Below are 21,341 nucleotides of genomic sequence, written 5' to 3'. Positions count from 1 at the left end.
GATTAAGCTATTCCTTTTAATTTCCTATTCGTTTAATCTGAAAAACTGGTTAACCTCTTATAGTTCCGCTTCTAAACGAGTTAACAATTCAATAACTTGGTTTGAAGCTCTTTCAAGCTGCTCAAAGGCTTTTTCAACACCAGCTGAATCACTTTTTGTATAACACTCAACTGCTAGTTTGGCATATTGGTGGACTTCTTTGTGAGGCTCCTCTAATTGTTTAAAGGCATCCTTACTTTTCACATGAGCAGGCAAATCACCATAATACCACTTCCCTAACCTGCACATATCATGTGATGTTACCTCTTGTGCCCCAATAGATACAACTCCTAGCATCATATTATATACTTTCCACTTCCAGAGTAGATGATCTGTTTTAGCCACTCTAACAATATCTTTAGCACTAAGTTTAACGTTAATATTAAAGAACGATTTGCGATAATCATCCAATTGACTACTCAATTCAAAAACTGTTTCTGCTGTCTGTTTTGCAATTTTTTGAGAGTGAACACTGTATTCATTAATAATGCTATTTCGCTCTGCAATATCCACAACCGTAGCTGTCTGCTCTTCACTCATCGCAGCTATTTGTGCAGTTGATTCACTAATCTCTTTCATCATTGACACAATTCTCATTAATGCATCTCCAGCGTACTCAGCTCCTGTAACACTTTGTTCAACTAAATTCCCTGTATCCCGAATTTGTTGTATAAGCTGCACTGATACTTGCTGCAAAGAGTCCATATTAGAAGTGATTTTAATTATTTGCTCCTTCGTATGCTCAGATAATTTTCGAACTTCTGCAGCTACGACAGAAAAACCACGCCCATGTTCACCAGCCCTAGCTGCTTCGATACTAGCATTTAAGGCAAGCAGGTTCGTTTGATCCGCTATTTCTCTTATCATCTTGACTACATCCTGGGTATGTTTAATTTCCTGACTAAGCTGTCCCACCTTTGTTACGACCTCTTCATAAACATGACCCACCATCTGTATACCATGTAGCGCCTCATCTACCACTCGTTTACTATCTTCTGCTGACTGAACAGCCTCATCGGTTCCTTCGGCTACCTTTGTAGCATAGTTAGCAACTTCTTGAATTGATGAGCTCATTTCTTCTGTTGCTGCTGTCACACTATACGTTTCATCGAGCTGTTTTTCCATGCTTGTAATAAGCTGCTTTGTCGTGTCAATGCCTGTTGTCTCACTGAGCATGTCTGAAACAGAAAAAAGAAAGGATTTAAAGGTTTCTTCCATATATTTTTCTACAATAAGCTGCTGGTCAAATGCAGCAAGCTTTTGAACCGCAAGAACCGTTTTCATCATTCTATCAGGATTTTGATGTGATTTTTCCATTAATATTGAGGTCATTAGTTGAATCATTAAGTGATGAGCAGATATAAAGTGTTCTGCAGTCAAGTTGATTCTACTATGTACCTGCCCAATATTAAGTCTTGTGGATATATATTCATAATTGACTTCCGCACTCAAGAATTGATGCAAGTATTTTTCCATTGTCTTCTTTAATTTTTCAAAGGTCGAGTGTTGAAGGATGATTTTTTGAAGCTGTTCCACCGATTGGATATTTTCATAGAAGTGATTAATCAATTCCTCTTTAAAAGGAGCTAGAATGATAGCAGCCTCTTTGACATATGCCAATGAATCTTGATCAATACCGAAAAATTTCAATCGTTCTTTGACTCTTTCCCCGACTTGGGAAATATCTGTTTTACCCGAAAAATTCAAATATTCATTCCATGGTTTAGCTTTTTTTACAAAAATGTTCATTAACTTCCCTCCGCAATAATTAAGTTTTATTTTTATTTTTATAATTCTTCAATCTTTGTAAAAAATTATCGGCATCCTTATCAAAAAAGTTAGAAAAAAAAACCGACCCGTAACATACTAGGGTCGGTTGCACTACTTGCTCCAAATCATCCAAGTGCCCACATACAAATGATTCTTCATCGCTTCCATAATTCTATGTATTAAAATGTCATTTACTATATTTAAGTTTATTATAGTTAATAAATTACAAAAATCAACAAAAACTGCTAAATATATCTAATTTATGATAAAAAAGTAAAGACCACTAGTTTATAAGACTACCAACTGATTTCTCCCATTTTCTTTTGCTTTGTATAAATTTCTGTCCGCCAATTTGATTGCTTCTTCAAGCTTAGTGTTTTTTTCTATTTCAGCTAGCCCAATTGATACAGAGACCTTTATAGATTGATTTTTATCTATTTTGAATAAAGTAGTCCGAATCTCATTCTGAATTTCCTCAATCAGCTTTTTTGCTTCTTCAAAACAAGCCGTCCTTTGGTACAGAATAAATTCCTCGCCACCATACCTGGCAATTTTTATATTTTCATTTTCATACTTCTTGAATATCCTCGCCAACATCATCAATACTTGATCTCCAGCTATATGACCATATTTATCGTTCAACTGCTTGAAATGATCAATATCGATCATGGAAATGGAATGTGTTTTATTTACTTCCAACAAACTTTCCTCAACTAATTGTGTGAATTTATTTTTATTTAGTAGTTTTGTAAGAGGATCGTGGCAAGCAAGGAATTCCAATTGCTGCTTTAAAGCCTCGCGCTTATGTTCTAGGAGAATAAAAAGATAAAAAATGACAGCTGTACCAAGAAATGATAGATACCTTATCCAGAAAATATCCATAAATATTTCCAATCCGTTAGGAAGGATAAATATAATAGGGAAATCAGAAATAAACCAACATACTGATATAAGGATCATTCTGCCTATCAAATGGCTGCGGGCTTTGTCGGGTTTATAAAATGACAAGGTAAACAAGGTCGGTAGAATCATACCGAATATTATTCCTGGAATGGCCCCATCTCCTCCCATGAAAAAGCGCCAAAAGCTGACAATAGTAAGGACAGGGAGCGTTATTTTCCAGCCTCTGAGCAGCGCCAAGAATATGAGTGGAATCAGCCTTAAATCCAGTCTGTAGGATCCAAATTGAATTGGCAAATAAAACATTGCAATAATTACCCCTGAAAAGAGTAGAATAATACACAAACTAATCTGCCTCTTAGAAAAATGTTCCCGGAAGCTCATGAGTGTGCTCATTGTTAAATGACCCAATAATATGATGGCCAAATTTGATAAGATGGATTGAATCATAGGCAGTAACCTCTTTTCAGAATTATTTCCACCTTTATTATAATGGAAATATTGTAAAATACAAGAAATTGAATAGTAATTTATACCTATGAAAATAATATAATATAGTCAAAAGTCCTATGTCTATCCATTTATTTATGTTGTATTTTTTAGTCCCCAGCAGCAAGCTAAAAAGATAATTAACATCCTTATTACCTCAAACTAATATTTTTTTACAATTCCATTATAGATTTCTTAATATTAAAATGGTAAAATAGTCACAATTGAATAATAGTCATAAAGTACTAAAGTTTTAAATTATCTGCGACTACCTATCAGATCCTCATATAGAATGGGTGGGAATGAATTGTCCGTATTAATTATTGATAAAAAAGGGGAAGATTGTGAACTTCTAAGGGATTATTTACATTCGATGGGAATTAGCAATATTCATTTTACTGTAACAACAGAAGAAACCCTAAAAGATTTAACCGAGTCACCTACAAAAGCAGAGTTAATCATATACAATTATGATCCCTCAAGCATTTCCAAAACTCAGCTTATGAATTGCCTAGGGCTGCTTGTCGAATTAGTTGACATACCAATCATATTGCTAACCCCCTTGAATGATAGGAGTATTGTTGAAAGAGCTTTTGAAAGAGGGATTTATGATTTCATTCCTGAGCCGATTGACTATCTTCATTTCAAGGCTAGAATTCATGCTTCAATTAAATATCAGAATGAAACAAGGCTACGAAAAAATAATGAATATAGTTTTCAAACAGATTTAGCCATTGCAAAAAAAATACAGAGACATGCATTGACTCCTTCATTATGTAGTAAAAATATACAATTTGATGGAATTAATATTCCAACCAATAAACTAGGAGGTGACATGTATAGTTGGTACCAGATTGATGAGAATTTATACGCAGTCATGCTGTTCGACGTCATGGGACATGGCATCGCTTCTTCTTTGGTAGCTATGTCTATTCGCTCCCTTTTAAAAGGTATGATGACAAGATTAATAGATCCTGTCAGCGTCATGAACGAGTTAAATCGGCACGTCTATGAATTATTCGCTGATGAGGATGACATGCAGAGCTTTTTGTTGACTGCTATATATGTCGTAATTGATATAAAAAACGGTCAGATTCAATATGTAAACGCAGCAAACCCTCACGGCTTCATCTTTGGAAAATTTGGAGAAGTAATCAAGCTGCCTTCAACTACAACGATCCTAGGACTACTTCCGACCATTAATGTCCATAAAAAAACGCTGACACTTAAGGGCTGGCATCGCATCATTTTATATACAGATGGGTTATTCGCTTTAAGTGATAAAAATGTTCTCTCTAGTAAGCTGTTCAATCCTTACCTCACTTATGACAATTTTAAGGCCTTGACGAGTTTTACCGATGATCATTATTTGCATCAGAGACAGCATAATGATGATATAACTATTGTTTCCATCACAATAGACATTTAAAGGTAGGTTTTATATTATGGAAATCACCCTTAGCCTGCTACCTAATCAAAAAGGAATAACATTTGTTGACCAGATGATTCATACATACATGACCGTCTATGATCTTCCCAGTAAAAGAGAAATATGTTTTGTAGTCCACGAACTAATGATTAATGCAGTAGAAGCCATGAATGAGACTGGGAATAATGAAAAAAAATCTATCGAACTGCAAGTATTCTATTTGGACGGAACGATGAAAATTACCGTGATAGATTCAGCTGGAGGAATCCCAAATGAACATTGGGAAGATTTTTTACAGCTTGACACGGATATTATTACATTTTCTGATCGGGGTCGTGGATTGCTTTTTATCAAAAATATGGTTGATGAGATTTGGTTTAAGAATGTATCCGAGGAAAAGTTTTTGTAGGAGTCTCCAAGAAGATAATTACATGAACTTTGTAGCTTCTAATCATTTTAAAAGAGACAAATTGTAAAACCTATTGGGAGGGAATCAAATGAAGTGGACCATTGGAAAAAAAATGAATTTCCTGATGATCAGCTGTATTGTTTTATTAACCGCTATTCTGGCTGGTCTCAACTATTATTTAACAAAGAAGAATTTAATTGAAAGTGCTCAGATGAAGCTAGTATCGGATTTACAGCTAAGTTATCAGTATATTGATGAGAAAATTCCTGGGGAATGGCAAATTGTTGATGGTCAATTATATAAAGGAAAGACTAGCCTTGTTGGTAATGAAGAACTTGCAGACATGACTGGAAAGCTTACTGGTGGCAATGCGGTTTCTTTATTCCAGTTGGATACTAGAATTGCGACGAATGTTGAGCAAAACGGAAAGCGAATGCTAAACACAAAGATCTCTGATGCGGTTGCGGAAGTGGTTCTTCAGAAGAAGGAAAGATATCTAGGACAAGCTGATGTACTAGGAGAGTCATATCAAGCAGCATATGAACCAATCAAGAATAGGAATGGAGAAGTAATAGGGATTTGGTCTACAGCCGTTCCGGAGAAGCCATACTCCAAAATCGCTGCTTCATCAGCAATTGATAATCTTGTCATTTCTGCCATTATCGCACTTGCCATAGTAGTTCTTATTACCATTTTCATGAAAAGGCAAGTTATATCGCCAATTATGAGACTGCGCGATAATGCTAACGAAATAGCGAATTTGAACTTAAAGGTTGAGCTTTCTACCCCAAAAGGCAAGGATGAAATCGCCGACTTAGCAAATTCCTTCATCAAAATGAAGGACAGTTTACTAGGAATCACCGCTAATATAACGAATAACACGAATCTAGTAGCAGAGTCTTCCAATCTACTAGCTGAGGCTGCCATTCAGACAAGTGAAGCTGCTAATCAAATTGCCTTAACAATGAATGACGTTGCTGCAGGAACAACTACTCAAGCCCATCAGGCCGGGGTGATCCTCACGATGATGGAAGAAACAGTTGATGAGGTAAAAGCCAGTTTGGAAAGAGCCGAGAAAACCCTTAAAAACGCCAAAGAATCAACTCAAATTGCCAGAACAGGAGAAGAAGCAATAAATGAAGCTATTAAGCATTTAGGGACTGTTACGCAAACAGTGACATATGCTACAGATTCGATACACAAATTAGGAAAACGTTCTGAAGAAATCGGTGGCATTATTACAGTCATAACAGAAATCGCAGAACAAACAAATCTACTTGCCTTGAATGCTGCCATCGAAGCTGCCAGAGCGGGAGAGCAAGGAAAAGGATTTGCTGTGGTTGCTGAAGAAGTTCGCAAATTGGCAGAGCAATCAAGTTTTTCCGCTGGGAAAATTACTGGCCTAATTGAAGATATTCAAGCTGAGACGTCCGTGACTGTACGAACAATGGAAAGCAACTTAATAGCAGTTAATGATCAGGTGAACATTATTAATAAAGGCGGTGAGGCATTAAAAGAAATTGTTGAAAAAGTTGAGGAAACGGAGAAAGGTGCAGAGGAAATGAAAAATGCCTTTGAACTTGTAAGCAACAATTCTCAAAATGTTCAAAATGCCATTCAGGAGATTTCTAGTATCATTGAAGAATCTGCTGCTGCCACTGAAGAAATCGCTGCAACCTCCGAGGAACAATCTGCTACAGTTGAAGAAATCACGTCAAGCTCCAATGAATTGGCAACAGTTGCCGAGAAGCTTCGAAACGAGGTCAATAAATTTCAACTATAACAGAGGATTCGCATCCAGAATTCATAATAAAAATATAGAAACGTGAAGGGATGTAGGAATAATGGAAAGTAGTAAACCCAATATTAGAATAGAAACTAGGCAAGAATTTGTAACTATTTTTCTTGAAGGGAATCTCGAGTATGGCATGCTTGAGGAGATTAAAAAGGTGCTGCAAAACCAAAATCTAGAGACGGACCAAGGATACGTTATCGATGTCCAAAGAGTAAATAATATTGACAGTACTGGATTTGGGATGATTGTTAATTTTGCCAAAAGAGTATCTGTTAAAGGAAAAAAGATCGTGTTTATCGTTGTTGACGATTTCATCAGAAATTTATTTGCGATATCACAGGTGGACAAGGTATTCCCCATTGTCGACAATATGACAGCGGCCCAGAAAGAAATGGTAGCAAACTGGACAGGTGAATTATCCATTAACGAGTATTAGCTTAATTAAAAAGGCTTATCCCCATCACTTGAGGATAAGCCTTTTACCTATTATTAAAAGTTTGCGATTCTTCTTACATGACCAGAAAAATGACTCTTATAGTAACCAGAATTCATATCTGCAATCGCTACACCCGTAGAAGACTGAGAACCGATGAATTTGCCTCCTCCAAGGTAAATCCCCACATGTCCATCCTTCTTGTAGGTGTCGAAGAATACTAGATCACCAGGGCGAGCTTCGCCATAGGAAACTCGGGTACCTTGATTTCTTAAGGCACTAGTGCTTGTCCCAATATTGATGCCAGCTTGTCTGAATGCCCAGCTAACAAAACCAGAACAGTCAAAACGGCCATTTGCTACATCATATTGGCTTCTTCCAGCACCAAACACATATACAGAGTTTCCAATATATCGATAACCAGCTTGTAAAATTGTATTTAGGCTTCCATCATTTGCAGGTGGAACATATCCAACTTTTCCACCGCCGCTACTGCTGCTGCCGCCTTTACTGCTTCCACCTGATGATGATTGAGAACTACGTGCAGCGTCTCTTGCAGCCTTTGCAGCCGCCTCCGCTGCCGCTTTTTCAGCTGCGATTCTGGCAGCTTCCTTCTCTTCTAGGTCACTCTTCTTAGCAAGATTGCCCTTTTGTTCTTCTTCAAGCTGCTTTTTCAATTCATCGTTTTGAGCCTTTTGCTCAAGCATTTGAGCCTTCATACCTTCAAGCTCTGTTTTCATTTCCGTTAATCCAGTTAATTTCTCATCCACTGCGGCCTGTTTTTCTTTTACAGCCGCTTTATCTAATTCATGCTGTTTAATCAAATCGCTATCAGCGTTAGCAATTTGTGAGACAGCAAAAACACGGTCGATAAAATCACTAAAATCCTCAGAGCCTAATAATACTTCAATATAACTAACCTTTCCACCTGATTCCTGGAAGGACTGTGCACGCTTTTTAAGTATCTCCGTTCTTTTGGCAATCGTGTCATTTAAGACAGCAATTTCTGCTTCGAGCTTTGCGATTTCTTGTTGAGTTGTTTTTATATCGCTTTCTGTCTTAACAATCAAATTATTATTGTCTCTAATAGCCTCTTCCACGCGTTTAATTTGTTTCTGTAAGTCAGACAATTCTTTTTGCGTATTAGCTATATCTTCATTAACTTGTTGAATTTGTGAAGAGTAGTTTGCACTTACTGAAGGGATTGCAATTAGGCTTCCAACTCCTAAAATGATGGATGTGTTCAGAGCTACAAGTTTCTTTTTCAACATAAGCTTTCCTCCGACCTCTTGATTTCGACAAGTTCTATTAAATATGTACTCTACGAAAAACCGATTAAATTACAAGTTCTTCGCTTTCGTTCGTAATTTTCTATAAAAATGACAAATTTCCAGTTAAAAAAACATTTTTTTCTCTGTCTAGTACTATAGCAGTCTATCATAACAGTAAGGTTAAGATAATATTACAAATATATTTCAATTTATTAGTACCAGATGCTAATACAAGCACAAAAAAAGCCTCCCAAAATGGGAAGCTCTTTTATTGTTCATTCGTATCTTTTTCTTCTGGTTTACTGTAATCATACTGAGAACGGTCAACTGGCTTGAAGCCGTTCGGTGCATAGAAACGTAGCAAATCTCCGTTTACGACCTTGTCAGATAGATGCAATTTATATTCAACAATTTTCTGGAGTCCTTTTGCTTTCTCCTGCTCGGTATCACTGAGCGGCTCTCCAGTATTGGAATCATAGAACTTTCCACCTACTGATGAAATAGTTGGGCTTACAAAATCACCATTTCGGAATGGGATTAGGGTATCGTGCTGCTCTGATAATAAATCCGTACCTAATTGCACATACTCTTTTGTATCAATTCCTAATAAGTGCAAGAGAGTTGGAAGTAGGTCGATTTGGCCACCATAAGTATGGTTGATACCGCCCTCCATACCTGGAACACGGATGAAGAGTGGCACACGCTGTAGGCCTGCTGCTGTATCAAAGGTTGACAGCTCTCTGCCAATTACTTTCTCCATCGCACTATTATGGTTTTGTGAAATACCGTAGTGGTCTCCGTACATGATAATAATAGAATTGTCATAGAGACCAGATTCCTTCAAATCATTGAAGAATTGCTCTAACGCTTCATCCGCATAGCGAGCCGTTTGGAAATAATTATCTACAGACTTATCACCGGTTGTATGCGGCCCAATCGTTGCCAATGACTGATCCATTGAATATGGGTAGTGATGAGATACAGTAATAAATTTTGTATAGAATGGCTGTGGCATTTGTTTAAGCATTTCGAAGGATTGTTGATAGAAAGGCTTATCCATTAGACCATATTCAGCCATATTTTGATCATCTGTTTCATAATAGCTTAAGTCATAAAAACGATCGTAGCCAAAAGATTTGTAAATCTCATTACGATTCCAGAAGCTTCCGGCGTTTCCGTGGAAGACAGCAGAAGTGTAACCCTGCTGGCCTAAGATCGCTGGCGCAGCTTCGTAAGTGTTCAAGCCTTTTGTTGTAAAGGCCGACCCCTGTGGCAAGCCATACAGTGAATTCTCTAACATAAACTCAGCATCAGAGGTTTTTCCTTGAGCTGTTTGATGGAAGAAGTTATCAAAGAACATCGTGTTTCCATCTTTTACTAAAGAATTCAAGAATGGCGTTACTTCCTCTCCATTGAGCTTATAGTTAATAAGAAACTCCTGCATCGACTCAAGATGCAAGTAGATCACATTCATCCCTTTACCAACGCCAAAATACTTTGGATTAGGTTCCGCATAGTTGGACTTTGTAAAGTTAATGACTTCCGTAATATCACTGCTATCAGCTAGTACCCTTTGGGCAGATGCCTTCGTACTTTGAACGGCATCATAAATTGTATAGTTGTACATTCCCAAGTACTTGACAATATAGTTTCGGTCAAAGCCTCTTGTTAAAAGCTGCGGTCTATCTCCTTCTGCCAATGCAAGATTCAAGCTTGAAATTCCTAACGCAAGAGATAGCACCCCGGCAACAGTGCGTCGGTTAAAGTTCTTTGCATCAACCTTTACTACTTTAAATACATATAGCCCAATGAGTAAGAAAACATCTACAAAAAATAGAATATCATATGGTTTTAAGAGTGAAACAACACTGCTTGATACATCACCGAAGTTCTGTGTTTGAAATAAGGTTGGCAGCGTAATAAAGTCGTTGAAAAATCGGTAATACACGACGTTTGCATAGACAAGAAATGATAACAAAAAGTCTAATATCAATAATACCCGATATTTTCTTTTTCCCTTAAAGAAAAGTGCTATTCCCAAAAATAATAGGGAAGATCCAAGTGGATTTATAAATAATAAGATTTTCTGTAAAGTATTCTCAATTCCTAATTCAAATTGTGTTAATTGAATGACATAAGTTTTTATCCAAAGGAGTAGAACGGTAATCAAGAAAAAACCAATATATTTATCAAATATTTGAGGACGTTTTAGTATTTTATTCATTCTTGCACCTACCTTCTAGTAAACTATTATACATTTCTGGTTACGGAATAAAATATGAATTTTTTCCCAAATTTATTTATTGCTAACTCGGCTTCTGTTTGTAATCGGATGAAATCATCTTTGGGACAAAATCCTCAACAATATATATGATAGAACTGCTCAAATTTGAACATCAATAATAGATATTCATGTATCAGTTTCTGCCACCAACCTTGAACAAAATATTAATATACTCCTTTTTTTAAAAAAGTCAACTGGCTAATGATTTATTTTAAGAAAAGAACTTTTCTCAAAGCTTGTTGCTAAATAAAAATACTAACATTATGAATAGACGTATTACCCTCAAAAAAGTTTCCCCAAACGTAAAAGTTTCACTATTTTGAAAAAAGGGCTCATTGCATGATTCATTTTTCATACAAATAGCCCTTTTTCACTACTTTAGTTGGATAATTCGACAAATATTTTCTGCTGCTGAAGCAAGATTTTTCTCGCCAGACTGTAAAGCTTCCTCAATGGAGGTTACCTCTTTAAGGATCCCTATAACAGAGGTGAATCCGTGCTTATACAGTTCCTCAATGCCAGCTCCAACCCGTCCGGCAAATGCTATGACTGGAATGTTCAAGCGGCTGGCAGTTCGTGCTACACCATAGGGCGTCTTTCCATAAAGAGTCTGTCCGTCAATGCTTCCTTCCCCTGTAAAAACAAAGTCGGCACCAACCATTTTTTTCTCAAGATCGGTATATTCGATCACAAGCTCGATACCTCTCTTCAATTCTGCATTTAGAAAAGCCATTAATCCTGCCCCAAGCCCTCCAGCAGCACCTGCCCCTTCCTTCTCAGCAATATCTTTACCTGTAAATTCATAAATTTTGTTGGCAAAATGTGTAAGGTTCTGATCGAGCTGCTTCACGATCTCAGGTGTTGCTCCTTTTTGCGGACCAAAAATGTAGGAGGCCCCATTGGGACCAACTAATGGATTGGTGACGTCACATGCTACTTCTATGGTGACCGAAGCCAACCGACCATCAAGCTGACTCGTGTCGATGGTGTCCAGCTCTTTTAAAGAACCTCCCCCAAATGAAAGCTCCTTTCCTTCTTTATCCTTAAATGAAGCTCCAAGGGCTTGGAGCATTCCCAAACCACCATCATTTGTTGCACTTCCACCTATTCCGATTAGTATTCTCTTTGCCCCTCGATCAAGAGCGTCCTTAATTAGCTCACCCGTCCCGTATGTAGTCGTAAAAAGCGGATTTCTCATCTCTTTCTTGATTAATTGGATCCCGCTTGCACTTGCCATTTCGATTACTGCTGTCTTTTTGTCTCCCAGCAGTCCATAATTCGCAAGAACCTTATCCCCTAAAGGTCCAGTAACCTCGATGTCGATCACAGTTCCATTCAACCCGTCGACCAATGATTCGACGGTTCCTTCACCACCATCTGCCATTGGAACAATGACACATTCAGCATCAGGAAATACATTTTTTATTCCCTTTTCCATCGCAAGGGCTGCCATTTTTGCTGTCATACTCTCTTTGAATGAATCTGGTGCTAAAACAAATTTCATCGAATCTCAACCTTTTTCTATTATTTATTCTTCACTTTTAGTGTTGATTATGACACCGCCAACGAAAAAGAGCATGTTCATGATAGAACATACTCCTCTAGTTTCAGCTTAAATTTTCTTTTGTTCTTCCTCTAAATCATCATCCATAATCCCTTTTGTAGAACTCTTAAATTCTCGAAGGGATTGTCCGAAAGCTCTTCCGATTTCAGGTAACTTTTTAGGTCCAAAGATAATAAGGGCAAGTACAAGAATAATGATTAACCCTGGAATGCCAATATTTGATAGCATTTCTCGACCACTCCTTTTGTATATCGCTTCAGCACCATTCGCTATCAAGCATTCAACAGCTTGTACAACGCTGGTCAGGGTGCTTTAGCTCATCTTAGTTTACCGCATCAAAAATTTTCATTACATATTCTATCCAACAACATTGTAACACAGTTTACCACCTATTGCGCAAAAAGTAGAGTTTTTTTCGTGCAACGCACACACTCCTCTACGCTATCAGACAATGCCTCAAAGGACTGTCCACAGGTTTGACATGTCTTCATTTGAATGTCAAATTTCCTCTCTTCGTATTGACGAACGGTCTCAGAAACGGAAATTGCTTTTTCTGGACAAATATCCTCGCATAAACGACAAGCAGAACAGGCCTGTGCTGAAATAATAACATGTGAATTTGTGATTTGGATACAATTTTTATCACAGAGCTTTTGACACGCTTTACAGAGGGTGCATTTTTCTGTGTCCAAATAAATATCGGCGAATTGATAGTCCTGGTAATATTTAGATAAATCCAAATCCTTATGATTAAATCTCCATTTTGCCGGCGCCATTTCCTTCATTAGTGATTGTGTTTCTTCTTTCCAAGAAAAGAATAGCTCCCTGCGGGTATAGGTTTCTTCTTTGCGCTCGATTTTTTTATACTGAATGGACAAAGGAGCCATATCTAACTTCTTCAGGAGCTCATTCGTCTTCTCGATCGTCTCACTCCATGCTTCGCCTACGTTTTCCTCGGAAATAATGCCTTTTACACCTTTTCTAGCATAGACCAGCATTTCCTTCACCGAGGGAATCCTGTCCTTGTCTACCACTAGGTGCTGCTGTATGAATTCCCTTTTAGGAAAAATACCTGCCACAGCTTGCACGGGACATGCTGAAATGCACTTGCCGCACTCCATGCATTTCTTTTGATGAATGACAGGTATTCCGTTTTTTAGCGTAATGGCTTCTGTTGGACATATGTCCAAGCAGCTTGTACAGGTTGAACGGGGACTCTTATGGCGAGAACACGATGTCAAAATGCAATATTCGTAATCTAGACTCTCAATCCATTTGCTAAAAATCCCCATTTTCAACACTCCTTTTTTTTGCCGCATAATGCGTATGGGTTCACTTCGTTGCTCGTACCGAACAAAACACGTTCACTCCATACGTATTATGCTAAGTTCAACACTGAACATTATCAAAGACAATAATTAAGCTCCTAGTACATAGAATACATATCTACTCATGCCTTCAGCTAAGAAAAGAACGACTAATGCTACATAGGCAAATGTAAGAGAAACTTTTTTTGCACGACCTAGAGATAAATAGCCTAGCACGCCTACTCCAAGAACCTCGATAATCCATCTTAATGCTACAGTTGTTTGATAGCCTTCAAGTGAAGCGAATGCGTTATGTCCTGCAATCATATTTACTTCAGGAATAGCTGTACCAAATAATGCGACACCTATTAGTTGAATAGCGATCCCTGCTAAAGAAATGAAGAATGCACTCCTAACAACATTCTGTGCTAGTTCACTTTGATTTCCTTTTAATACCGGTACAAGAAGGCTAGCAGTAAGTACTGGGCCTAACACTAAAGCAGTTCCGTAAAATGAAGTGAATGTATTTATGGAGTGCCATCCGCTTACTAAGGATTTAGAGTAAATCGCACCCATACAATAAATATCAACAAGTCCAACTACGGATGTGATAACTAGCAGAAGTAGGTTTACCTTTTTCTGCAAAAGAGCAAATCCCGCTGTTACACAAGTAGCCCCAATAAATGCACTGGTCACTAGTATTTCACGACTCATCCAAGAAGTGCCGACATTCCGAATCGCATTTAGTGCATGAGATGGTGTTCCTAAGTGAGCAAATGAAGCAGCCAAACCTACAATTGAAAATCCTGCAATGACTAATAAAGGAAGCTTCATTGCTTTATAGGCTTGCTCTGTGCCAAGTTTCATCATTTTTTTATAAAAAATAGTTAGCATGAGGATGCCGCCGATAGCTGCCTGCATACAAACGGTAAAGATTAATAATGCCCATTCATTCATGATTATGACCTCCCTTATTTAGTATGGATAATTAGGTTTGGTTTTGTAATGCTTGAGGATGGAAGCCCTTTGATGTTTGCATTATCACCATGTTTCTTTCTTAATTCATCAATTGGTCCGAACTCAATGGCTCTCATAATACAGGATGAGACGCACACTGGGTCTTCCCCCTTCTCACGTAAATCTAAGCATGTATCGCATTTTGTCATTTTTCCGATTTCTTCATTATATTGCGGTGCTCCATATGGACAGTTCCATTCACAATAACGGCACCCGACGCATTTATCATGGTCAACTACAACGACGCCATCCTCTTCACGTTTGTGCATAGCAGTTGTTGGACATCCTTGTACACATCCTGGCTCATCGCAATGATTACAAGAAATAGATACATGATAGATTGATGGCTTTGGGAAGGTTCCTTCCTGAAAGTCATATACTCTGCGGTAGTTTCTTCCAATCTCTAAATCACTTTTATCCTTGCAGGCAACTGTACAGGTTTTACATCCCACACATTCTGCAACATTTATATAAAAACCCATTTGAGTCATGATTCAAGCCCTCCTTTAATCAAACTTGATAATTCGCTGTGCCCATTTTGCATCATCTTCAAGTTGCTCTCCGTCCCACTTCTCCAAATTACAACGGGCTGTATTATATCCGGATGTACCTAATCCAGTCGGGACAAAACCAACAAGCATATTATCTGCCCCTCCTCTGTCTACTCCTGTTTCTTCATCTATATCAACCCATGCTCCATGTGGTAGGGCAATTGTTCCAGGCATTAATGTTTCAACAATTTTTGCTGGTCGAATCGTTTTACCGTGTTCGTTAGACATAAGCACCGTTTCGCCTTCTTTAATTCCTAGTTTCTTTGCATCCTGAGCACTGATATAAACTGGATTTGGCCAAGCTTCACGGAGCTGTGGAACGTTATCAAAAGTACTATGTGAACGCCTTAAATAATGTGGATTAAATACTTGATATGGGTACTTTCCTTTTTTCTTCGTTTCCCAGTTTTCGAAAGTAGATTCATATCCCTCTGCCTTCGCCATATATTTTGGAATTGGAGGAATCTCTGTAAAGGCAGTCTTTGAAGCCTCATTTAGAGCTCTACAGTATATTTCAAACTTCCCGCTTTCACTGGAAACAGGATTCTCCTCTGGATTATCGATAAAATCCTTGTAGGCAATAAAGCCATAGTTATCGCCTGGTTTTCTAGGAATCTGATATATTCCTGTGTCAACAAATTCCTTCAATGGAATACGCCCTTGCTGAGGTGTTCCTTCTACTCCCCACTCCTTAATATCTTGGGCAGTAATGGTACAAAGCGGCTCATAATCCACTCCATTTTCTTTAACAACTTCACTTCCGGCAAGCTGATTGAAGTACATTTGCTTTTCTGAAATTGGATATACTTCATCTGGATTGGTTCCGAACTTCTTCAATAATTCTTTGGCGATTTCGATATCCGTCTTGGATTCATATAATGGATCAATAATTTTTGACCAATTGATTAAGATCTCTCTGTTTCCTCCTTTGACGGCACCTTCTGTTTCCCACTGAGTAGCAACCGGGAGGACAATATCCGAATACTTGGCATTCGTTGTTAGGGCATAAGCATTTGTCACAACAAACTCTACCTTACGATGTGCCTCTATTCCTCTTCCAATGCTGCTTCGGGTTTGTAAATGAGCATTGTAATTATGATAAATAAACTGGATATCTACTTTTCTTTTCCCTTCACCTTTTTGAAGGAACTCTCCATTCAATACAGCATCCCAAATTTCATTTTCGTTCATTAGATTGTCTACTGGATTATCGATAGAAGGAAGTCCAGCTCCTCCACCTTTCAACAGCATTGGACCGTTGTTCCCAGCATACTCCCAACAGCTAACTCCTGTCATATTGCCAGAGCTTCCCATATGTCCTGTCATCATGCCAAGAGTTGAGAAGGTTTGTACCCATCCTTCTCCATTATTTATACGAGCAGGTGCCCAACCTGTTAATAATGCAACTCTTTCAGTACCGCCAATCTCACGGGCAAGAGAACGAATTCTACTAGGTTCAACACCACAAATTTCAGCAGCCCATTCTGGTGTTTTTGGTTGCCCATCGTATGTTCCAAGAAGATAGTCTTTGAAATTGTCCTTTGGGTCTGCCCCCTCAGGCATATGGTCTTTATCAAAACCAATCGTATATTTATTTAAGAAATCCCATTTCACCAATGGATTTGTTGCTGGATCATCCTCGTCTAGTAATGTATACATCATCCCAAGGGCAAGAGCATCGTCCGTTCCTGGTCTAATTGGAACCCAATCTGCATCAAACACACTTGCAGAATCGGTATACAATGGATCAATCGTAATAAAGCGTGCTCCAGCTTTTTTCGCTTGTAAATAGTTGTAGGTCGGACTTCCCATTGTGCTCCAAGCTGGATTGGCTCCCCATAACACAATCAATTGTGAATTACGAAGATCTAGGCGATCATTAATCCCATTAACGTAAAGACCTTCCCCAACTCCAAGCATTTCATACGTATACAGCCATGCTCCCCAAGAGATCGTTCCAGTACTTTCTGTACAACCACCTTGTGTTTTGAACACTTTCCCTATGTCAGCTCCACCAGATACATAGATGGACTCATTTCCGTATTTTTTCTTAATTCTATTTGTCTCAGAAACGATATGATCGAGAGCTTCGTCCCAAGAAATTCTCACCCACTGGTCTTTGCCTCGAAGCTCTTTCTTTCCACCACCAGGCTCCCAGTTCTTACGTTTCATTGGATATTTCAAACGGTCTGCATTAAACACTTGCTTCCGTTGAGAACGTCCTCTCAAGCAGCCTCGCTGCTGTGGAAAATCAGGACTATCTGGATGTGTATCGTCTGTTTTTTGACGAATGACAACCCCATCCTTCACCAAGACCTTATTTAAGCAACGGCTTCCACAGTTATGCCAGCAAGCAGCTGTTTTCCAAACACCTTCTCCTCCGCTATCTTCCATACCAATATTTGCTTCAGCCTTTGCTACAAGACCCCTACTCACTGGAATGGCCGCAGTCGCAGCAATTGCTGAAGACCAGCCAATAAAAGATCTTCGGGACATTTTAAATTCTTGTGCTTTCTTAAATAGATCAAACATCGTAATTCTCCTTTCATTAGGAAAGTTATTGAATAATTTCTATATTCAAGAGTTCTTTTAGAACCTGTGAATCCATTTGAAGATAATAATTTAACACCTTGGCCATCCCTTTATAAAATTGGGTATCAGCATTTTCTATAATTTTCTTGCTGAATTCTGGAACAAAAACGAGTAAATGATTATCCATAAACTGTTTTTGCTCAGCAAGTAAGTATGTGACTTCTTTGATATTTCCTTCTTCAATAGACTGAAGACAGAGCTTATTTAAGTGGTAGAGAAAATCTAATTCTAATCCGATATGGTCATCTGCTTCGACATGCCGTTCAGCAATTTCAAACCCAAAATGCTTATATTTGTTTCTTACATCTATCGTGCATTGCTGAAAGAGAATGGGCTCCTTCTGAACGTAGACAGATTCCCAAGGAGGGGCTGGTAATTCAAAGGGACCTACCATCATTCTCGTATAATCCCAATGCAGGTCATCAAAGTGACTCTGGTTATGAACAACATCAAACCTCTCAAAATACTCCTTTATCTCATTAATCCCATTTTGAATTTCTTGCGAATCTTCTTTAAATGGGAACATCTCAGCCATGTTTTGCAGCCTAAAGATTTTTATATATTCTTGTGAAGGCTCTTCAATAAAGAATCTCCGCAAAATGTCATAGGCGTATTCCCTAGCAAAAAGAAGATCAGCTATTTCCTGCAAGGCGATTTGAGCTCTCATAAGTCTCTCCTCCTGTTATATTTATAAGCTCTTCCATTTTGAATAGATCTGGTGTCGTCCAATCAAGGCCAATTTCACGAATAAGTTGTTCTCCATCTTCCCTTTCCGCTACATTGGAGCTGATTGCAATTTCGATATTTTTGTTTCTCAAGTGCTTTATAGCATGAATAGAGAATTGAATGAAATCGTACTGGTCATTTTCGGTATAATGAATCTCATTTTTTTCTAGAAGTAATTTCACTTTTTTTCGTTCAGTGCCAAAAACCTTAGCTGTTTTAAAAAAGTAATCGATATCAGAAAAAGTATAAGTGCGATCGAGTGCCCCACCGTAATTTTGCTGATAGACCTGCCCCGTATGCTTATTTTCTAAAGAGCAATAATGAACACCCAGATTTAAGTTCTCTTTCAAAGCAAACTCTACAAGTTCTAGACATTCTTTTTCACTTTCTGCTACTGCAAGCCCTCCTGCATACCAATAGTTGTAGTACATTTCGTATGGAGGATATTTAAGCTGAAAGCCTCTTTCTTTAAAGGCTTCAGCATTGCCAAGTGGGAAGCAAAATTCCAACAAGTTAATGCCGAATATATCAATTTTGTCCAATTTAAGGAGGAGTACCTTCATCTCATTTAAGGTTCCAGGAATAACAGGCATTTCAACCATAATGTTCGGAATATATTTCTTCGCAAGCTCAATTCGACCAAGTGTAAAGTTGATGCGTTTATACGAATCGTCCATTTTGATGCTGAAGCGAATTTCATCTAACCCTGATTTTTGAAGCTTCTCTAATAACTCTTCATCTAATAGATCTCCTGTTGTATAGAGCCTTGTGTAAGCCTCGGGTATCAAGTCGTTAGCAGTTTCGAAAAACTCTACCGTCTCATCCTTAAAAAGGAGTGGCTCCCCACCCGTAAGTGCCAGATGCTTAAGCTTGACACCGCTATTGACCAGCTCCAAAAGTTCCTTTTTTATGTCTTTTTGTTGATTCTTATAAAAGGTGTAATCATCCTGATTTGGATTAAAGCAAAAATAACAACTACGGTGACATTTTAACGAGGTATAGGTTGTGTAGCTTCCTGTTCCCGTTTGACATGCCTCGCAAGCACTGGATATTCTACCTGTGACAACGCTTTTCTTGTTATTGCGAATCGTTGCACCCGCATTTTCTAATTTCCTTAACTTCAACTCTTTTTCAGAATCAAGAGCTTTTACTTCAAAAGGAAGGCCAAACGTCTCTATATGTTCGATCGTCCTTCTTTCAATATTTGTGTATATTTGAGCATATTGCTGAAAGACTTTGTTTTTTATCGTTGTGACATTATCCATTGTGATTTTTCGAAGCATATCCTCACATCCTTTTGGTAATAAGAACCTCACAATAAACTATATTGTGAAACTCATCACAAACTTGAGCTTATTTTTATTATAGAATGAAGAGTAAGAGAAAGATACGTACTCAGTAGACAAAAAGCAATGGACATTTTTGTACTCTGTAACAACTCATTTATTACGAACTTGTGACTTCGATTGTTCAATCAAAAGGTCTGAATTAAGATAGATAGGTGAGATTGCTTTAAGAAAGGGTGATTAGATGGGCAATTTGGAAGAAAACCGCCTTGTTCCTGATATATTCAATAGTCTGCTAGTAGTTTCTGCTGAAGAAGGATTAAGTGGGATTTCAAATGAGCTGTCTAGGCTCTTATCCCTCCCGGTCATTGTTACCGATACTTTTTATAATGTACTTGCTACATCCATTGACAACGACCCATTGGAAATCGTCGTTTCTACCCATTTCGAAAGACAGCAAAATACAGCATATTTTAAATGTACGCTAGACATATTAGGAGAAAGCTATGAAAGTTTTGGCCTTCCAATTCGTCAACGGGAGCAAAACCATGGCTATTTATTTTTTTTGAATAAGCACTCAGAACATCATATTCTTGAAAAATATGAAGCACTTAATCAGTTTAGCGCTTCATTATGTATGCTTAATCTAAAACAGCTCAACGATCTTAAAGAAGAAAAACATCGCTTTAAGGATGCTTTTCTATACGACATTCTTTATGGAAACTTTAAAAATAAAGAAGATATTATTTCCTATGGGGCCATTTGGAAATGGGAGTTAGACCAGCCTCATATGGTGATTGTTTTTTCTATCATAGAATACAATCATTATTCAGCCGATCGACAATTAATTGAAACTCTTCTATATATAATAGATAAAACTCTCACTCAGCACGGAATTGAGCCAATCACAATTAAGAAACAAAATGAAGTCATTGCTATCATCCCAGCAAGTGAGAAAACAAGCTTTTCTAGTAAAAGCAAGCTAATTGATTTCCTTCATTATCTCATCGATGAGACTAAAGAAACGAGCTTACTAAATCGAGTAGCTTGTGGAGTCGGACAAATATACGATAACCCATTGGAATTATACAGGAGCTATCAGGAATCAAAGGTTGCTTATGAGTTAGGCTTGTTATTAAAAATAGAAATACCATTTTTTCATAATCTAGGACTTGAACGAGTGTTATACAAACATGATTTACAGGATCTGAAGGAATTTTATCAACATATTGTCGGAGACTTAGTGAAGTACGACCAATTAAACGGAAGTGAACTGATGTATACTCTAGAAAGCTTCGCTCACCATCAGTTTGATCTAAAGCAAACTTCTGAAGCGATTTTCCTCCATCGCAATACATTAAGATATCGAATCAAAAAGATCGAGGAAATCTTAAATATCAAATTAGATGACTTTCATCATCGCCTAAATATAACCGCCGCCTTCAAAATCAAACAGCTGCACAAAATTTAAAGTAGGTG

The 21,341-nt window shown here is 37.9% G+C and carries 17 protein-coding genes and 1 riboswitch; of the genes, 5 read left to right on the top strand and 12 right to left on the bottom strand.

Going from position 1 to position 21,341, the window contains the following annotated elements; translation table 11 throughout:
* Positions 1–57 precede the first annotated feature (57 nt).
* Both J2S07_RS08465 and J2S07_RS08460 read right to left on the bottom strand, forming a co-directional pair.
* Positions 58–1,788 carry a methyl-accepting chemotaxis protein gene (locus tag J2S07_RS08465; RefSeq protein WP_307149987.1) on the bottom strand — a complete coding sequence of 577 codons (1,731 nt, stop codon included), beginning with the start codon at positions 1,786–1,788 and terminating at the stop codon, positions 58–60.
* Between the two features lie 112 nt (positions 1,789–1,900).
* Positions 1,901–1,984, bottom strand: a riboswitch (cyclic di-GMP riboswitch).
* A 113-nt stretch (positions 1,985–2,097) separates the two neighbouring features.
* Positions 2,098–3,093: a diguanylate cyclase gene (locus J2S07_RS08460; protein WP_307150022.1), complete on the bottom strand. Its 996-nt coding sequence runs from the start codon at positions 3,091–3,093 to the stop codon at positions 2,098–2,100.
* A 412-nt stretch (positions 3,094–3,505) separates the two neighbouring features.
* Here J2S07_RS08460 and J2S07_RS08455 point away from each other — a divergent pair, with 412 nt between their 5' ends.
* From J2S07_RS08455 to J2S07_RS08440, 4 genes are all read left to right on the top strand, one after another.
* Complete coding sequence (locus J2S07_RS08455; protein ID WP_307149986.1) at positions 3,506–4,627, top strand: SpoIIE family protein phosphatase; 1,122 nt, start codon at positions 3,506–3,508, stop codon at positions 4,625–4,627.
* A 16-nt stretch (positions 4,628–4,643) separates the two neighbouring features.
* Positions 4,644–5,036: an ATP-binding protein gene (locus J2S07_RS08450; protein ID WP_307149985.1), complete on the top strand. Its 393-nt coding sequence runs from the start codon at positions 4,644–4,646 to the stop codon at positions 5,034–5,036.
* A gap of 88 nt (positions 5,037–5,124) precedes the next feature.
* Positions 5,125–6,819, top strand: a complete 1,695-nt coding sequence (locus J2S07_RS08445; RefSeq protein WP_307149984.1) for a methyl-accepting chemotaxis protein — start codon at positions 5,125–5,127, stop codon at positions 6,817–6,819.
* A 61-nt stretch (positions 6,820–6,880) separates the two neighbouring features.
* The gene (locus J2S07_RS08440) at positions 6,881–7,267 is read left to right on the top strand and encodes an STAS domain-containing protein (protein WP_307149983.1); all 387 of its coding nucleotides are present in this window, start codon (positions 6,881–6,883) and stop codon (positions 7,265–7,267) included.
* Between the two features lie 53 nt (positions 7,268–7,320).
* On the opposite strand, the gene J2S07_RS08435 is transcribed toward J2S07_RS08440, so the two are convergent.
* The 10 genes from J2S07_RS08435 to J2S07_RS08390 all read right to left on the bottom strand — a co-directional run bounded on the left by J2S07_RS08435 (position 7,321) and on the right by J2S07_RS08390 (position 19,859).
* A complete protein-coding gene (locus J2S07_RS08435) occupies positions 7,321–8,535 on the bottom strand; it encodes a coiled-coil domain-containing protein (protein WP_307149982.1) in 1,215 nt (404 codons plus the stop codon).
* Between the two features lie 268 nt (positions 8,536–8,803).
* A complete protein-coding gene (gene ltaS / locus J2S07_RS08430; protein ID WP_307149981.1) occupies positions 8,804–10,759 on the bottom strand; it encodes a lipoteichoic acid synthase in 1,956 nt (651 codons plus the stop codon).
* Between the two features lie 433 nt (positions 10,760–11,192).
* Positions 11,193–12,323: a glycerate kinase family protein gene (locus J2S07_RS08425; RefSeq protein ID WP_307149980.1), complete on the bottom strand. Its 1,131-nt coding sequence runs from the start codon at positions 12,321–12,323 to the stop codon at positions 11,193–11,195.
* A gap of 108 nt (positions 12,324–12,431) precedes the next feature.
* Positions 12,432–12,611, bottom strand: coding sequence for a twin-arginine translocase TatA/TatE family subunit (tatA, locus tag J2S07_RS08420; protein ID WP_307149979.1), 180 nt, complete (start codon positions 12,609–12,611; stop codon positions 12,432–12,434).
* A 161-nt stretch (positions 12,612–12,772) separates the two neighbouring features.
* Positions 12,773–13,675, bottom strand: a complete 903-nt coding sequence (locus tag J2S07_RS08415; protein WP_307149978.1) for a 4Fe-4S dicluster domain-containing protein — start codon at positions 13,673–13,675, stop codon at positions 12,773–12,775.
* 126 nt (positions 13,676–13,801) lie between these two features.
* On the bottom strand, positions 13,802–14,647 hold the full coding sequence (locus tag J2S07_RS08410) for a dimethyl sulfoxide reductase anchor subunit family protein (RefSeq protein WP_307149977.1): 846 nt from the start codon (positions 14,645–14,647) through the stop codon (positions 13,802–13,804).
* A 14-nt stretch (positions 14,648–14,661) separates the two neighbouring features.
* Complete coding sequence (locus J2S07_RS08405) at positions 14,662–15,198, bottom strand: DMSO/selenate family reductase complex B subunit (protein ID WP_307149976.1); 537 nt, start codon at positions 15,196–15,198, stop codon at positions 14,662–14,664.
* Positions 15,199–15,213: 15 nt separating this feature from the next.
* Positions 15,214–17,790 carry a molybdopterin-dependent oxidoreductase gene (locus tag J2S07_RS08400; protein WP_307149975.1) on the bottom strand — a complete coding sequence of 859 codons (2,577 nt, stop codon included), beginning with the start codon at positions 17,788–17,790 and terminating at the stop codon, positions 15,214–15,216.
* A 25-nt stretch (positions 17,791–17,815) separates the two neighbouring features.
* Positions 17,816–18,517 (bottom strand): TorD/DmsD family molecular chaperone, encoded by a 702-nt coding sequence (locus tag J2S07_RS08395; protein ID WP_307149974.1) that lies wholly within the window; start codon positions 18,515–18,517, stop codon positions 17,816–17,818.
* Complete coding sequence (locus J2S07_RS08390; protein ID WP_307149973.1) at positions 18,483–19,859, bottom strand: radical SAM protein; 1,377 nt, start codon at positions 19,857–19,859, stop codon at positions 18,483–18,485. Before J2S07_RS08390 ends, J2S07_RS08395 begins: the two co-directional genes overlap by 35 nt.
* A 247-nt stretch (positions 19,860–20,106) precedes the next feature.
* On the opposite strand from J2S07_RS08390, the gene J2S07_RS08385 reads away from it, so the two are divergent.
* Positions 20,107–21,333 carry a PucR family transcriptional regulator gene (locus tag J2S07_RS08385; RefSeq protein WP_307149972.1) on the top strand — a complete coding sequence of 409 codons (1,227 nt, stop codon included), beginning with the start codon at positions 20,107–20,109 and terminating at the stop codon, positions 21,331–21,333.
* The last annotated feature ends 8 nt before the right edge of the window (positions 21,334–21,341 follow it).

It is taken from the genome of Anoxybacillus andreesenii (genome assembly GCF_030813005.1).
GTDB classification, from domain to species: Bacteria; Bacillota; Bacilli; order Bacillales; family Cytobacillaceae; genus Robertmurraya; species Robertmurraya andreesenii.
The sequence above is the reverse complement of the archived record's forward strand: the minus strand, read 5'-3'. Positions and strand labels throughout refer to the sequence as shown.

Excerpts from the sequence above, each read along its gene's own strand:
- J2S07_RS08465 (WP_307149987.1), bottom strand. The coding sequence starts at position 1,788 with ATGAACATTTTTGTAAAAAAAGCTAAACCATGGAATGAATATTTGAAT.
- J2S07_RS08460 (WP_307150022.1), bottom strand. The coding sequence starts at position 3,093 with ATGAGCTTCCGGGAACATTTTTCTAAGAGGCAGATTAGTTTGTGTATT.
- J2S07_RS08450 (WP_307149985.1), top strand. The coding sequence starts at position 4,644 with ATGGAAATCACCCTTAGCCTGCTACCTAATCAAAAAGGAATAACATTT.
- J2S07_RS08445 (WP_307149984.1), top strand. The coding sequence starts at position 5,125 with ATGAAGTGGACCATTGGAAAAAAAATGAATTTCCTGATGATCAGCTGT.
- J2S07_RS08440 (WP_307149983.1), top strand. The coding sequence starts at position 6,881 with ATGGAAAGTAGTAAACCCAATATTAGAATAGAAACTAGGCAAGAATTT.
- J2S07_RS08435 (WP_307149982.1), bottom strand. The coding sequence starts at position 8,535 with ATGTTGAAAAAGAAACTTGTAGCTCTGAACACATCCATCATTTTAGGA.
- ltaS (WP_307149981.1), bottom strand. The coding sequence starts at position 10,759 with ATGAATAAAATACTAAAACGTCCTCAAATATTTGATAAATATATTGGT.
- J2S07_RS08425 (WP_307149980.1), bottom strand. The coding sequence starts at position 12,323 with ATGAAATTTGTTTTAGCACCAGATTCATTCAAAGAGAGTATGACAGCA.
- tatA (WP_307149979.1), bottom strand. The coding sequence starts at position 12,611 with ATGCTATCAAATATTGGCATTCCAGGGTTAATCATTATTCTTGTACTT.
- J2S07_RS08415 (WP_307149978.1), bottom strand. The coding sequence starts at position 13,675 with ATGGGGATTTTTAGCAAATGGATTGAGAGTCTAGATTACGAATATTGC.
- J2S07_RS08410 (WP_307149977.1), bottom strand. The coding sequence starts at position 14,647 with ATGAATGAATGGGCATTATTAATCTTTACCGTTTGTATGCAGGCAGCT.
- J2S07_RS08405 (WP_307149976.1), bottom strand. The coding sequence starts at position 15,198 with ATGACTCAAATGGGTTTTTATATAAATGTTGCAGAATGTGTGGGATGT.
- J2S07_RS08400 (WP_307149975.1), bottom strand. The coding sequence starts at position 17,790 with ATGTTTGATCTATTTAAGAAAGCACAAGAATTTAAAATGTCCCGAAGA.
- J2S07_RS08395 (WP_307149974.1), bottom strand. The coding sequence starts at position 18,517 with ATGAGAGCTCAAATCGCCTTGCAGGAAATAGCTGATCTTCTTTTTGCT.
- J2S07_RS08390 (WP_307149973.1), bottom strand. The coding sequence starts at position 19,859 with ATGCTTCGAAAAATCACAATGGATAATGTCACAACGATAAAAAACAAA.
- J2S07_RS08385 (WP_307149972.1), top strand. The coding sequence starts at position 20,107 with ATGGGCAATTTGGAAGAAAACCGCCTTGTTCCTGATATATTCAATAGT.